Genomic DNA, 14253 nt, shown 5'->3' with positions numbered 1-14253 from the left:
TCGCTTTCTTTTGCGCATATCGTCGTCGCAAAACCGCTGCACACCTTAGCGCGATATGCGTCAGATATCGAAAAACACGGTTTCGCCTTCGCCCTGAAGACGGATATCGAAGCGATAAACGTTGCCTTCTTCCTTTTTGGCGACAAGCGTGGCGATGCGGCTTTTTTGCTCGATGCGGGCAAGAACCGGGTCGGCGGCATTGGCCTCCTGTTCTTCCGGGAAATACATGCGGGTCTGCAGGCCTATATTGATGCCGCGGGCGACGATCCAGAAGGTGATGTGCGGCGCCATCGGCCGGCCATCGCGGAAGGGCACGGTACCAGGCTTGATCGTCTCGAAGACGAATTCGCCCGTATCCATGTCGCCGGGCGAACGGCCCCAGCCGATGAAATTCGGATCGGCCTTGCCCCGCGTTTCGCTGGGGCTGTTGTAATAACCGTCGCAATCGGCCTGCCAGATTTCGATCAGCGCGTCCTTCAGCGCCATTCCCGCACCGTCATAGACGGTGCCGCGCACGCTGATGCGTTCGCCGCGGGCCTTGTCGTTATAAAGCGGACCTGAACCGAGATCCCGCTCGAACACGCCCTCGATGCCGACGAAATTCGGCGTGCAGCCGATATGCACGTAAGGGCCTGCCGTCTGCGAGGCGGTTTCCTTGAGATAGCTGAGCGGCTGAACCATGGTCAGTTTCCCTCCATGCGGTTTTCGAAAAGGGTCGAGCGGCGGCCGCGCAGGACGATATCGAACTTGTAGGCGAGCATGTCCATCGGCAGCGTCGCATTCATGTCCAGCGGTGCGATCAGGCGTTTGATCGCGTCCTCATCGGGGATGGTCTTCACGATCGGACATTTCCAGATCAGCGGATCGCCTTCGAAATACATCTGGGTAATCAGCCGCTGGGCAAAGCCGTGGCCGAAGACTGAGAAGTGAATATGGGCCGGCCGCCAGTCATTGACGCCGTTCGGCCAGGGATAAGCCCCGGGCTGGATGGTCTTGAACCAGTAATAGCCGTTTTCATCCGTGATCGTGCGGCCGACGCCGCCAAAATTCGGATCGATGGCGGCGAGGTAACTTTCCTTTTTGTGGCGGTAACGGCCGCCGGCATTGGCCTGCCAGAATTCCACCAGTGCGCCGTCCACGCCGCGGCCGCGTTCGTCCAGCACCCGGCCGTGGACCAGAATGCGCGGGCCAACAGGCATTTCGCCGGGGCGGGCATAGTTGAGGATGAGGTCGTTATCCAGCGGGTTGAGCATGCCATGGCCGAAAACGGGGCCGGTGATCTCGCTTTTGGTGCCCTCAAGCGAAATCAGGGCGCGCTGCGGCGAGCGCAGGATCGAGGTCTTGTAGCCGGGCGCATAGGCGAGCGGATGAATATCGCGGTTGCGCGCGAAGAAGGGCCCGGTTTCGGGCGGTTGGTTGCTCATTTCGTCTCCTCCCCATCGCCAGAATTATCAGCGGAACTATCGGCCTTCATACCGGCCAGGGCAAGCTTGGCGATCTTGAAGGCGTGGTTGGCGGCGGGCACGCCGGCATAGATCGCCACATGCAGCAGTGCCTCGCGAATATCCGCTTCGGTGGCGCCGGTATTGGCGGTGGCGCGCACATGCATGGCCAGCTCCTCGTCCTGCCCGAGGGCGGCGAGCAGGGCGATGGTCACCATCGAGCGCTCCCGCTTCGTCCAGTGGTTGCCGGACCAGACCGTTCCCCAGGCGGCTTCGGTGATGAGCTGCTGGAAAGGCTGGTCGAAACCGGACGTCATGGTCTGCGCCCGGTCCACATGGGCGTCGCCGAGTACGAAGCGGCGGGTCTTCATGCCCTGTTCAAATCTTGCGTTCTTGTCGATATGGTCCGCCATCGGTCAATGCTCCGGCAAGGTATTGAGAAAAATGCCTGCCGCCTGTGCGTAAATGAGCGGCTGTTCGAGGCAGGGAATATGGCCGCAGCCGGCAATGGTGACGAAGCGGCTTGCGGGAATGAGACCGGCCAGCGATTGCACCAGTTCCGGCGGGGTAGAGCCATCCTGATCGCCCGCGACACAAAGCGTCGGCACGGCGATGCGCCCGGCCTGTTCGGTAAAATCCGCATCGCGGATGGCCGCACACGTGCCGCTGTAACCGGCCTCCGGCTGTTGCGAAAGCATATTGCGCGCGCCGGCATAGACGGCGTTGTAAGGCTGGCGGTAGGCGGGTGTAAACCAACGCTCCATGACGGGATCGACCAGCGAGACGAGGCCGTCTGCGGCGATCTTGTCGATGCGGGCGTTCCACATCTCGGCCGTGCCGATCCTGTGTGCGGTGTTGCTGAGTATGAGCGCGCGCACCAGATCGGGACGGCGGGCATAAAGCCCCTGCGCAATCAGGCCGCCGACCGACAGGCCCCAGATGATCGCGCTCTTCACGCCAAGATGATCGAGGAGTGCGATCAGATCGCCGGCGTGATCGTCGATGGAATAGGGCGGCTGCCCGACATCGGAAAGCCCATGGCCGCGCTTGTCGTGCAGCACATAGGCATAATCATCGCCAAGCGCTTCAATCACCGCATCCCAGATGCGGAAATCCGTGCCGAGCGAATTGATGAAGGCGACGACCGGCTTGCCTGTGTCCAATCCCTTGACGTGATAATGGATCACCGTCTCGCCGCAGCGCAGAAAATGCATGATGTGCTCCTCCTGCCGGGGATATTGCAAGCGGGTTCCGGTTAAGTAAAATGACATTATCGATGAAAATCATAACCACTGGATTATATGAGCAATGGTCGATCAGCGTATCAAGTTCCGCCACCTGCAGACTTTCGTGGAGGTGGCGCGGCAAAAAAGCGTCATCCGGGCCGCGGAGATCTTGCATGTCAGCCAGCCGGCGGTAACGAAGACGATCCGTGAACTGGAAGAGATTCTCGGCGTCTCGCTGTTCGACCGGGAGGGGCGCGGCATCCGCATCAGCCGTTATGGCGAGGTGTTCCTGCGCCACGCGGGCGCAACGATGACGGCGTTGCGCCAGGCGGTCGATTCGGTATCGCAGGAGGCGGCGCGCGCTGGTCCGCCGGTGCGGGTCGGCGCTCTGCCCACGGTGTCTGTTCGCATCATGCCGAAGGCGATGGCCGGATTTCTGGCGGAAAAGACCGGCAGCCCGGTGAAGATCGTGACGGGAGAAAATGCGGTTCTGCTGGAGCAGCTGCGTGTCGGCGATCTCGATCTCGTCGTCGGGCGTCTCGCCGCGCCGCAGAAAATGGCCGGTTTTTCCTTCGAGCATCTCTATTCGGAAAAAGTGCGCTTCGTGGTGCGCGCCGGCCATCCGCTGCTCTTACCCGGCCTTTCCGTGTTCGATCACCTGCATGAATACCCCGTGCTGATGCCGACACGCCAATCAGTCATCGGCCCAGTCGTCGAGCAGTTCCTGATCGCCAACGGCGTGCCGGCCCTGCCGATCCGCATCGAAACCGTGTCCGACGCCTTCGGCCGCGCCTTCCTGCGCACCAGCGATGCGATCTGGATCATCTCGGAAGGCGTGGTGGCGGCCGATGTGGCGGATGGTATTCTCGCAATCCTGCCCGTCGAGACCGGCGATACCAGTGGCCCGGTGGGGCTGACAGTGAGGGCCGATACGCAGCCCACGCTGCCGCTGTCGTTGCTGATACAGGCCATCCGCGAGGCGGCGGGCGAGTTGCTTGATGGTCGGCCGGAGGCTGTCTCTCAGTAAGGAAGCCCCACATAGTTCTCCGCAAGCGCGGTGGAAGCGGCGCGCGATTGCACCAGGTAATCCAGCTCCGCCTCCTGTATGCGCTGGCCAAAATCTCCGGTATCGGGGAAGCGGTGCATCATCGTTGTCATCCACCAGGAAAAGCGCACCGCCTTCCAGACGCGGGAAAGCGCTTTCTGCGAATAGCCGTCGATACCGGCCTCGGACTTCTCGCGATAAAATTCGATCAGCGCCTCGCTCAGATAATGAACATCGCTGGCGGCAAGGTTAAGGCCCTTGGCGCCCGTCGGCGGCACAATATGGGCGGCGTCTCCGGCCAGAAACATCCTTCCGAACCGCATCGGTTCACAGACGAATGACCGGAGCGGCGCGATGGATTTTTCAAAGGACGGGCCGGTGACCATGGCATCCGCATGGTTTTCCGGCAGGCGGCGGCGGATTTCGTCGAAGAAGCGCTGGTCGCTCCAGTCTTCCGGCCGGTCCTCCAGCGAACATTGAATGTAATAACGGCTGCGCGTGTTTGAGCGCATGGAACAGAGCGCAAAACCACGCGGATGGTTGGCATAGATGAGTTCGTGATTGACCGGCGGCACGTCAGCGAGAATGCCGAGCCAGCCAAAAGGATAGACCTTCTCGAATTCCTTGATCGCCCCCTGCGGCACCGATTTGCGGCTCACCCCGTGAAAGCCGTCGCAACCGGCGATGAAATCGCAATCGATACGGTGGGTTACGCCGTCCTTCTGATAGGTGACATAGGGGCTTGCGCCATCGAAATCATGCGGTTCGACATTGCCGGCGTCGTAGATGGTCACAAGATTTGCCGCTTCGCGTCTATCCATCAGGTCATGGGTCACCTCGGTCTGGCCATAAACCATGACGCGTTTGCCGCCGGTCAGGTCGAAGAGATCGATGCGGTGGTCGCGGCCATCGAAGGTCAGCGAAAAACCGTCATGCGGGAGGCCTTCCCGGTGCAGGCGCTTATCCGCGCCGACCTTTTCCATGAGTTGCACCGTGCCTTCTTCCAGCACGCCGGCGCGGACACGGCCGAGAATGTACTCCTTGCTGACCCGGTCGAGAATGACGGTCTCGACGCCTTCTCTGGCCAGAAGCTGGCCAAGCAGAAGCCCCGAGGGGCCGGAGCCGATGATGACGACCTGGGTGCGCATTGTTTCCTCCCGAACTTGTCTCCTATCAAGAATTGACGAGGGGACGCGGAAAGCTCAATGGACTTTCCAGCCGGTAAATTGCACAATCCGACCATCATGCGAAGGAATGTGGTGAGATGCGGTTGACTGCCAGTGAAGGGCTTTATGGCGAAGAAGCCATACAAGGCACCGATTTTCGCTTCCATTGCGAGACGCTTTTTTCGCGAAGCAGCCTGCATCGCTTTGAAATCGGTCTGCACCGGCATTCCGCCTTTCTGCAAATCTTGTACATTTTCGGTGGCGAGGGCGATGCGTTGCTCGACGGTCGTGTCGAGCCGATCCGCCCGCCGGTCGCCATCATCGTGCCGCCGGGGTTCGAACATGGCTTCCGTTTTTCCCGAGATATCGGCGGAGTCATCGTCACCATGCTGCCCGGGGCGCTGCCTGCATCGGTGCAGGCGCTGTTGCTGCGGAATTTCCAGCAGCCGGTGCTTGTGCCCCTGCTGGATTTTGCCGAGAAAGACTGCCTGCGCAGCGGGTTTGAACGGATATCCGCGGAATATGAGGCCCGCGAGACCGGTCGCGATGCGATGATCGAAGGGCAGCTCGCCACCGTCGTCACGCTTCTTGTACGGGCGGCGCGGCCGCTTCTGGAAACCAGCGGCGAAGGCTTGGCCGAGCAGCGTTTTGAACGGCTGCTGTCCCTGATCGCCCGTCATATCCGCGAGCCGCAGAAAGCCGGGTTTTATGCCGGGAAGCTCGGTGTTTCCGAAACCCACCTTAACCGTCTGGTCCGTTCGGTGTCCGGCCTCAGCCTGCAGCGGCTGATCGCCAAACGCCAGATCGAGATCGCCCAGCAGGAACTGATCTTTACCGCTTCGAGCGTGCAGATGATCGCCGAGGGGCTGGGTTTTGCCGATCCGGCCTATTTCAACCGGTTCTTCAAGCGCGAGACCGGCATGACCCCGCGCGCCTGGCGGCTGGCGGAGCAGCGGAAAATGGGGGATTCCGGCGCGCGGCAGGTGCCGCTTCAGACCAGCATTCTTGCCAGTTCGCGCTGAACGGCAAGTAGGGCGGGTAGATATCGCTCCACCAGATCCTCCATCGAGGCGACCGAGGCGGCAAGCCCGACATTAAGGGCGGCAACCGTCTGGCCGCGCACGCTTTTCAGCGGAACGGCGATGGAGCGAAGGCCGATCTCGACCTCCTGATCGATCAGCGCATAGCCGCGATGGCCGGTGACCTCGATTTCCGCGAGCAGTGCGTCCAACCTGGTGATCGTCTTTTCCGTGCGTGCCACCCGCCTGGAGGCCTCGAGAATGGCGCGCTGCCGCTCGGCCATCTGCGCCGAAAGCAGAACCCGGCCCATGGAGGTGCAATAGGCCGGCAGGCGCGACCCCGGCATCAGCGCGATCGACATCACCCGCTGCTGAGCGGCACGCGCCACATAAACGATTTCGGTCTCGTCCAGGATGGAAACGGAGGTGCTCTGGCCGATCTCCTCCGACAATCGGTCGAGCAGCGGCTGGACGATCTTCGGAAGCGGCATGGTGGCCAAACAGCCGGTGCCGAGCCGCAGAACTTTCGGCGTCACGGTGAAGAACTTGCCGTCATAGGCCGCATAGCCAAGCTCCGAAAGAGTCAGCAAACAACGCCGCGTCGTGGCACGGTCCAGCCCGGCGATCTCGGCGGCGTCAGAGATCGACAGGCGCGGCCGTTCGGCGCTGAAGGCCTCGATCACCCGCAATCCCTTGGCAAGACCACCCATCATGTCTCTTTCGCTGACGGCCATGTCCCAGCTCCGTTTGTGCGATATACGAACAAAAATCATATAACGCACAAAATCCTTGCCGTCGAGGTGGTTTCGGATTTACCTCACGGTCAGGCAGCCTTGCGGGTTCCATCCGCTCGGCTGGATGGAGGTTTTGAGAATGGACAAGACAATTAAGAGCGCTAAAGAGGCGCTTGCCGGCATCGGCGATGGTGCGACGATCATGATCGGCGGTTTCGGCGGCTCCGGCGCGCCTATCGAACTGATCCACGCACTGATCGACAAGGGCCCAAAGAACCTGACGGTCATCAACAACAATGCCGGCAATGGCCGCATCGGCATCGCCGCGATGATCGATGCCGGCATGGTCAGGAAGATGATCTGCTCCTTCCCGCGCTCGTCCGATCCGCGCGCTTTCACCGACCGGTATCTGGCTGGCGAAATCGAGCTGGAACTGGTGCCGCAGGGCACGCTTGCCGAGCGCATTCGCGCTGGCGGCGCTGGCATTCCGGCGTTCTACACCCCGACCGGCTTTGGCACGGAACTGGCGCAAGGCAAGGTCATCGCGGAATTCGACGGTCGCTCATACGTGCAGGAGCGATGGCTGAAGGCGGATTTCGCCATCGTTAAGGCGGAGCTTGGCGATACCTATGGCAACCTCACCTACAATAAGGCGGGCCGCAATTTTAACCCGCTAATGTGCATGGCGGCAAAGACCACCATCGCGCAGGTCTCGAAGATCGTCAAAGCCGGCGAGATCGATCCGGAGCATGTCGTCACACCAGGCATTTTCGTGAACGGCATCGTCGAAATCCCCGATCCGCAACAGGAAGAAGTCCTCATTCGCGCCGGAGTAGCCTACGCATGACCACGACCATCGACACCCGCGAAGACATCAAGCTTTCCAACGCCCAGATCGCCTGGCGCGCGGCGCAGGACATCGAGGACGGCGCTTATGTCAATCTCGGTATTGGCTTTCCCGAAATGGTGGCGCGTTACCAGCCGCCCGGCCGTCAGGCGATTTTCCATACCGAAAACGGCATCCTGAATTTCGGCGAGGCGCCGCCGGAAGGCGAAGAGGACTGGAACCTCATCAATGCCGGCAAGAAAGCCGTGACGCTGAAGCCGGGCGCGGCATTCTTCCACCATGCCGACAGCTTCGCCATGGTGCGCGGCGGGCATCTGGATGTGGCTATCCTCGGGGCCTATCAGGTGGCGCAGAATGGTGATCTCGCCAATTGGCGCGTCGGCTCCAAGGGCGTGCCGGCCGTCGGCGGCGCGATGGATCTGGTGCATGGCGCCAAGCAGGTCTTCGTCATCACCGAACATGTGACCAAGAACGGCGAGCCGAAGCTCGTTGAAAAATGCACTTTTCCGTTGACCGGCGTCGGCTGCATCACCCGCATTTATACCAGCCATGCGGTGATCGATGTGGTGGACGGCCGTTTCGTGCTGCGTGAAAAACTGCCGGCGATGACCTTCGATGAATTGCAGGCCATGACCGGCGCGCCTTTGGCGGTCGATGGCGAAGTCGCCGATCTCGTCGCCCCGGAACTTTGAGGAAGAACCGATGACTGATGCATTCATCTGCGACTATATCCGCACGCCCATCGGCCGCTTCGGCGGCGCGCTTTCTTCGGTGCGGACCGACGATCTCGGCGCGGTGCCGCTTAAGGCGCTTGTCGAGCGCAACCCGTCCGTCGACTGGGAAGCGGTCGAAGATGTGATCTTCGGCTGCGCCAACCAGGCGGGAGAGGATAACCGCAACGTCGCACGCATGTCGCTGCTGCTCGCCGGCCTGCCGGTTTCGGTGACCGGAACGACGATTAACCGGCTGTGTGGCTCGGGCATGGATGCCCTCATCACAGCCGCCCGCGCCGTGAAATCAGGCGAGGCGGAATTGATGATCGCCGGCGGCGTGGAAAGCATGAGCCGCGCGCCCTTCGTGCTGCCCAAGGCGGAGAGCGCCTTTTCGCGCAATGCCGAAATCTACGACACCACCATTGGCTGGCGTTTCGTCAACCCGTTGATGAAGGCGCAATATGGCGTCGATTCCATGCCGGAGACTGGCGACAACGTCGCCATTGACTATCAGGTTTCCCGAGAGGATCAGGACGTCTTTGCCGTTCGCAGCCAGCAGAAGGCGGCTGACGCGCAGGCCAATGGTCGCCTTGACAGAGAAATCGTGTCCGTCACCATCCCGCAGCGCAAGGGCGATCCGCTGGTGGTATCGAAGGATGAGCATCCGCGGGCCACAAGCCTTGAAGCGCTGGCGAAGCTGAAACCGGTCAACAAACGCGATGGTGCGACTGTGACGGCAGGCAATGCGTCTGGCGTCAATGACGGTGCTGCCGCACTCATCGTCGCATCGGCGAAAGCTGCGAGAAAATACGGGCTGACGCCGATTGCCCGCATTCTCGGCGGCGGCGCCGCCGGCGTGCCGCCCCGCGTCATGGGCATCGGCCCGGCCCCTGCTTCGGCAAGGCTCTTGGCGCGGCTCGGGCTGAAGCAGGAACAGCTCGACGTGATCGAGCTGAACGAGGCTTTCGCCAGCCAGGGTCTCGCGACGCTGCGCCAGCTCGGCATCGCAGACGACGATGCGCGGGTGAATGCCAATGGCGGTGCGATCGCGCTTGGCCATCCGCTTGGCATGTCCGGCGCCCGCATCGCCGGCACGGCGGCGCTCGAACTTTCGCTGACCGGCAAACGTCTTGCGCTCGCCACCATGTGCATCGGCGTCGGGCAGGGTATTGCCGTGGCACTGGAGCGGGTCTGATTGTTTGGCGGCATTCTGCATCGTCAAAAGGGTGCGAATGCCGCTGCCGCAGTTTCTTTACGTGTGACAGTGGTCATTCAGGCTACTCGGCGGGTGGGTGATTATCTCGCTCTGACATATCCCGGCCTTCTCAGTCCTGTGCTTGTCACAGGAATCCGGCCGACGCGCGTCTGCGCAGCGAAAGGACTCTTCTCAGCCCAAGGACTTGGGCTGGCTGGATTTCTGTGACAAGCACAGAGATGAGCGACTGTCTTTGATGTCAAGCGTTTGCCATGGTTTGGTATCCCTGATGATTGCGTTGAGCATTGTCAGGAGTTTGCGCATGGTTGCGACGATAGCGACGATCTTCGGCTTCCCGGCTTGGACGAGGCGATCGCGAAAGGCCTTGAGAACAGGATTATAGCGTGCAGCCACCAAGGCTGCCATGAACAGCACTGCCCGAACCTTGCCTCTGCCTCCGCCGATCAAGCTCTTGCCTTTCAACTTACCCGATTGCCGGGTCCACGGTGCAAGGCCTGCCAGCGAGGCAATCTGACGCCTGTCGAGACTACCCAGTTCCGGCATCTCGGCAAGCAAGGTGCGCGCCGTTGCAGGCCCTACACCGGGCACAGAGGTCAGCAGTGCCTCACGCACCCGCCACACGGGGGATTTGCGGATGTGATCGTCCATTTCCGCATCGATGCTGTCCACCTCTCGATGCAGGGCGGCAAGCAGGCGCTGAATGCTTTTGCGGGTCGCCTTCTCCAGCGCCATGCGTAACCGGTTCTCTTCGGCCACGATCATCTGCACGATCTGCCGCCTGCGGTCGACAAGTGCCGATAAAAGCTGGGTTTGCTGATCACGCAAAGGCCGAATCTGTGGCTTGGTGGCAGACACGAAAGCGGCAATCACCGCCGCATTGACCGCGTCGGTCTTGGCGCGACGACCAATGGCATTGGCATAGGCACGCACCTGCGCCGGATTGACTACGATCACCGCAAATCCGGCCGCCGAAAGCTTTGCCACGGCCAGCGTCTCGAAGCCGCCGGTTGCCTCCAGCGCAACGATATCGGCATTCACGCCTTTAAGACGCTGCGCCAGATCGTCGATCCCGACATGGCTGTTCTCGACGAAGAACGCTGTGTCCGATGCTGCCAATGCCACATCCAGACGGTCCTTGGAAACATCGATGCCAACAATATTATCCATCTTATCCCATCCTTGCCTAATTGGGCTTCGCACACGCAAGCGGCCCCGGCGACTGTTCGGGTTCGATGAAAAGGCGGATGGAGACCCTGGCTCATCTACGGGATCAATGTCCCCAGGGGCGAACGGTCTTCCATCCACCACCGCACGAGCGACAATATCACAGTGCGACGAAATCAAGTTACAAGGGGAGGAGCGCACTGGACCAGGCAAGTCGGCCCTGCGGTGTAGCTCTGGCCTGATTACGATGAAGCACTCCATGCCATATCCCTTCACCCATGTTGGATTACTTCACGATCCGTGACATGTTTTGCGAGATATGACAGGAATCTTTCCGTATGCGGGTGCCAGCATGAAACGTCCGACCATCACAAATGTTGCGACAGCCGCCGGCGTCAGCGTCGCCACAGTCGACCGGGTGCTGAACGGCCGGCTGCCGGTGCGGGAGGAAACCGCGCGGCGGGTGTTCGAGGCGGCGGAGAAGATCGGTTTTCACGCAGCCAACATCATTCGCCGGCGCATGCTGGCCGATCTGCCGTCTTATAGTCTCGGCATCATCCTGCGCAAGGAACGGCACGCCTTCTACCAGACCTTTGCCGATGAGCTGGAGCTTGCGGTGCGCAACGTCCGGGATCGCCATCTCAATCTGCGCATTGAATTTGCCCAGTCGGGCGAGCCGAGCGAGCTTGCGGCCCTTCTGACGGGCATGAAGGGCCGCGTGCAGGCCGTAGCGGCCACGGGGCCGGACCATCACGATGTCACCGCCGCCGTCGAGGGACTGAAGGCGAAGGGCATTCCGACATTTTCGCTGCTTTCGGATTTCGCGCAGGGGGTGCGGGAAGCTTATCTCGGCGCCAACAATATGAAAGTGGGACGCACGGCGGCCTGGATGATCTCGCGGCTGGCGCGCAGCAGAGGCAAGGTGCTTTTGCTGCTCGGCGGCCACCGTTTTCACGGTCATTCGCTGCGCGAGACCGGCTTTCGCAGCTATATGCGGGAATATTCGCCGGAATTCGAGGTGATGGATGCACTGATCACGCTGGAAACGCGGCGGCTGACCTATGAACTGGTGATGGACACCATTGCCAAGCATAAGGATCTGGTCGGCATCTATTGCATCGGCGGCGGCATGGAAGGCGTCATCGAGGCCCTGCAGCAGGAAAACCGGAAGGAGGCCATCGTCTGTCTTGTGAATGAACTGACGCCCGAATCCCGTCAGGCGTTGCTGGAAAAGCGTATCAGCGGCATATTCCAGACGCCGCTTCGCGAATTATGCACAGATCTCATCGCCACCATGGTCCACAGCATCGAGCATGGCATGGCGGAAACGCCGGGACAGCGGTTTGTACCCGCCCATCTGTGGGTTCCTGAAAGCCTTTGAGGGTTTGATAGATTCTATCATAAATTCCTCGTCTGTTTCTATCAGCGTTGATGGTTTCGGTTACCGCTAACCCGTTGACGCCGGGCCGGGACTGGGAAATCTTGCCTGCGTGTGGAGCGGGCAGGAGGCTGATCCACGATAATAACGATGTTTCGGATTGCTTCAGGCTGCGGACTTGTCTTAGCGGCGACGGGTATTTTTTGCCGGAAAACGGTAGCGGCGCGATGGGCGCTGAACCATGCAGCCGGTTCTTTTCAAGGGTTGTGGAGGAGAACGACATGAAAAGACATTTCGCGATTGCAGCGCTCGCCACCATGCTGGCGACGACCGCCTGGGCGGAAACCATCGGCGTTTCGATGGCCCTGTTCGACGATAATTTCCTGACCGTGCTGCGCAACGGCATGATCGATTATTCCAAGGGCATGAGCGGCGTTTCGCTGCAGATCGAGGATGCGCAGAACGATGTCGGCAAGCAGTTGAGCCAGGTGCAGAACTTCGTCGCCGCCGGCGTCGACGCCATCATCGTCAACCCGGTGGATACGGATGCGACCGTGGCGCTTTCCCAGGCGGCCGCTGCCGCCGGCATTCCGCTCGTTTATGTCAACCGCCAGCCGGTCAACCTCGACAGCCTGCCGGAAAAACAGGCCTTCGTTGCCTCCGATGAAAAGCAGTCCGGCACCCTGCAGACACAGGAAGTCTGCCGCCTGCTGAAGGCGGCCGGCAAGACGGAAGCGAAGGCGGTGGTGATGATGGGCGAGCTTTCCAACCAGGCGGCGCGCATGCGCACGCAGGATGTCAAGGATGTGGTGGCGACGCCCGATTGTAGCTTCATGAAGCTTGTCGAGGAACAATCCGCCAACTGGTCGCGCACTCAAGGCTCGGACCTGATGACCAACTGGCTTTCGGCCGGCGTGGAGTTCGATGCGGTCATTTCCAACAATGACGAAATGGCCATCGGCGCCATCCAGTCGCTGAAGGCGGCAGGTCGGTTGATGGATAGCGTCATCATCGCCGGCATCGACGCCACGCAGGACGCGCTTGCCGCCATGGCGGCGGGTGAGCTGGATGTCAGCGTTTTCCAGAACGCCGCCGGCCAGGGCAAGGGCGCGGTTGATACGGCGCTGAAACTGGCAAAGGGGGATGCGGTCGACAAGAAGGTCTTCGTACCCTTCGAACTGGTCACACCCGCAAACCTCAAGGACTATCAGGCCAAGAACTGAGATCGTTCGGGCCTGACAACGACGTGACAGACCGAAGACGCTGGAGGCGGGGGGAGGATATTCCGGCTTCAGCGATATCAGTGCGATTGAACCAGCGGAGGTTTTCCGCGGGAGGAAAGACTTTGAAAAACCTGTTGATGGCGACTGCGCTCTACATTTTCGCAACGCCTGCCCTTGCCGAGACCCGTGTTGCGGTCTCCATGACATCGTTCGACAACCCGTTCCTGACGATTTTGCTGAACGGCATCAGGGCTGAGGCCGGGCGTGACAAGAACATCGAGCTTCTGGTGGAGGACGCCCAGCTCGATCCTTCGAAACAGCTCAATCAGGTGCAGAATTTCATCGCCAACGGTGTCGATGCGATCATCGTCAATGCCGTGGATGGCGATGCCACCTCGGCGATCACCAAGGCCGCATCAGCCGCAAAAATCCCGCTCGTCTATGTCAATCACCCGCCGGCAGAACTGGAAACCGGCCTGCCTGATGGCACGGCCTTCGTCGGTTCCAACGAACTCGATTCCGGCACGATGGAGGCCGAAGCCGCCTGTAAGCTGATGGGCGGCAAGGGCAAGGCCGTGATCCTGATGGGACCTTTGGAAAACCATGCGGCGCTGGTGCGCACCAAGGATGTGGAAACGGTGTTTGCCCGGCCGGACTGCAAGATCGAAATCCTCGAAAAGCAGACGGCGAACTGGAGCCGCACGCAGGCGCAGGACCTCGTTTCCTCCTGGCTGACGGCGGGGATCCAGTTCGATGCCGTCATCGCCAATAATGATGAAATGGCGATCGGTGCCGCGCAGGCTCTGAAGGCGGCGGGCGATTCCATGAAGGATGTGGTCATCGCCGGCATTGACGCCACGCCAGACGGCCTTGCCGCCATGCAGGCCGGCGATCTCGACATTACCGTCTACCAGAATGCGACGAAGCAGGGCGAGGTTTCGGTTCAGACGGCGGTGAAGGCCGCTGCCGGGCAAAGCACTGAGAAGACGCTTTGGGTGCCCTTTGAACTCGTGACCCCGGAAAACATGTCCGCCTACGCCAAATAAGCGGGGCTTTGGCCCGGTCCATCTATCACTCCAC

14 protein-coding genes and 1 pseudogene are annotated in these 14253 nt (G+C 60.8%); 8 read left to right on the top strand and 7 right to left on the bottom strand.

Annotated elements, in window-relative coordinates:
* Nucleotides 1-60 precede the first annotated feature (60 nt).
* From pcaG to pcaD, 4 genes are read right to left on the bottom strand one after another with little or no spacing between them, the layout of a single operon-like run.
* A complete protein-coding gene (gene pcaG / locus AGR1_RS21955) occupies nucleotides 61-681 on the bottom strand; it encodes a protocatechuate 3,4-dioxygenase subunit alpha (protein ID WP_077984026.1) in 621 nt (206 codons plus the stop codon).
* Between the two features lie 2 nt (nucleotides 682-683).
* A complete protein-coding gene (pcaH, locus tag AGR1_RS21950) occupies nucleotides 684-1424 on the bottom strand; it encodes a protocatechuate 3,4-dioxygenase subunit beta (protein ID WP_077984025.1) in 741 nt (246 codons plus the stop codon).
* Nucleotides 1421-1855: a 4-carboxymuconolactone decarboxylase gene (gene pcaC, locus AGR1_RS21945; RefSeq protein ID WP_149148255.1), complete on the bottom strand. Its 435-nt coding sequence runs from the start codon at nucleotides 1853-1855 to the stop codon at nucleotides 1421-1423. The genes pcaH and pcaC overlap by 4 nt, the downstream gene beginning before the upstream one ends.
* Before the next feature lie 3 nt (nucleotides 1856-1858).
* Nucleotides 1859-2656 (bottom strand): 3-oxoadipate enol-lactonase, encoded by a 798-nt coding sequence (gene pcaD / locus AGR1_RS21940; protein ID WP_149148254.1) that lies wholly within the window; start codon nucleotides 2654-2656, stop codon nucleotides 1859-1861.
* A 94-nt stretch (nucleotides 2657-2750) separates the two neighbouring features.
* On the opposite strand from pcaD, the gene pcaQ reads away from it, so the two are divergent.
* Nucleotides 2751-3695 (top strand): pca operon transcription factor PcaQ, encoded by a 945-nt coding sequence (gene pcaQ / locus AGR1_RS21935; RefSeq protein ID WP_149148253.1) that lies wholly within the window; start codon nucleotides 2751-2753, stop codon nucleotides 3693-3695.
* On the opposite strand, the gene pobA is transcribed toward pcaQ, so the two are convergent.
* The gene (gene pobA, locus AGR1_RS21930; RefSeq protein ID WP_149148252.1) at nucleotides 3689-4861 is read right to left on the bottom strand and encodes a 4-hydroxybenzoate 3-monooxygenase; all 1173 of its coding nucleotides are present in this window, start codon (nucleotides 4859-4861) and stop codon (nucleotides 3689-3691) included. The genes pcaQ and pobA overlap by 7 nt on opposite strands.
* Nucleotides 4862-4977: 116 nt before the next feature.
* Between pobA and AGR1_RS21925 the strand changes: the two genes are divergently transcribed.
* Nucleotides 4978-5901, top strand: a complete 924-nt coding sequence (locus AGR1_RS21925; protein ID WP_149148251.1) for a helix-turn-helix domain-containing protein — start codon at nucleotides 4978-4980, stop codon at nucleotides 5899-5901.
* Here the strand turns inward: AGR1_RS21925 and AGR1_RS21920 are convergent.
* Complete coding sequence (locus AGR1_RS21920; protein ID WP_077984020.1) at nucleotides 5871-6632, bottom strand: IclR family transcriptional regulator; 762 nt, start codon at nucleotides 6630-6632, stop codon at nucleotides 5871-5873. The two genes, AGR1_RS21925 and AGR1_RS21920, sit on opposite strands and share 31 nt — an antisense overlap.
* Before the next feature lie 139 nt (nucleotides 6633-6771).
* On the opposite strand from AGR1_RS21920, the gene AGR1_RS21915 reads away from it, so the two are divergent.
* From AGR1_RS21915 to pcaF, 3 genes are read left to right on the top strand one after another with little or no spacing between them, the layout of a single operon-like run.
* Nucleotides 6772-7479, top strand: coding sequence for a 3-oxoacid CoA-transferase subunit A (locus tag AGR1_RS21915; RefSeq protein ID WP_149148250.1), 708 nt, complete (start codon nucleotides 6772-6774; stop codon nucleotides 7477-7479).
* A complete protein-coding gene (locus tag AGR1_RS21910; RefSeq protein WP_149148249.1) occupies nucleotides 7476-8171 on the top strand; it encodes a CoA transferase subunit B in 696 nt (231 codons plus the stop codon). The genes AGR1_RS21915 and AGR1_RS21910 overlap by 4 nt, the downstream gene beginning before the upstream one ends.
* Before the next feature lie 10 nt (nucleotides 8172-8181).
* The gene (gene pcaF, locus AGR1_RS21905) at nucleotides 8182-9387 is read left to right on the top strand and encodes a 3-oxoadipyl-CoA thiolase (protein WP_149148248.1); all 1206 of its coding nucleotides are present in this window, start codon (nucleotides 8182-8184) and stop codon (nucleotides 9385-9387) included.
* 264 nt (nucleotides 9388-9651) lie between these two features.
* Here pcaF and AGR1_RS21895 read toward each other — a convergent pair.
* A pseudogene (locus tag AGR1_RS21895) lies at nucleotides 9652-10575 on the bottom strand (IS110 family transposase); the annotation flags it as partial.
* Nucleotides 10576-10924: 349 nt separating this feature from the next.
* On the opposite strand from AGR1_RS21895, the gene AGR1_RS21890 reads away from it, so the two are divergent.
* From AGR1_RS21890 to AGR1_RS21880, 3 genes are all read left to right on the top strand, one after another.
* The gene (locus AGR1_RS21890; protein WP_149148247.1) at nucleotides 10925-11953 is read left to right on the top strand and encodes a LacI family DNA-binding transcriptional regulator; all 1029 of its coding nucleotides are present in this window, start codon (nucleotides 10925-10927) and stop codon (nucleotides 11951-11953) included.
* Nucleotides 11954-12231: 278 nt separating this feature from the next.
* A complete protein-coding gene (locus AGR1_RS21885) occupies nucleotides 12232-13173 on the top strand; it encodes a sugar ABC transporter substrate-binding protein (RefSeq protein ID WP_149148246.1) in 942 nt (313 codons plus the stop codon).
* A 137-nt stretch (nucleotides 13174-13310) separates the two neighbouring features.
* Nucleotides 13311-14219, top strand: coding sequence for a sugar ABC transporter substrate-binding protein (locus AGR1_RS21880; protein WP_187772274.1), 909 nt, complete (start codon nucleotides 13311-13313; stop codon nucleotides 14217-14219).
* The last annotated feature ends 34 nt before the right edge of the window (nucleotides 14220-14253 follow it).

It is taken from the genome of Agrobacterium sp. B1(2019) (assembly GCF_008274755.1).
Classification (GTDB): Bacteria; Pseudomonadota; Alphaproteobacteria; order Rhizobiales; family Rhizobiaceae; genus Agrobacterium; species Agrobacterium salinitolerans.
This window is presented reverse-complemented; position numbering and strand designations above follow the sequence as displayed.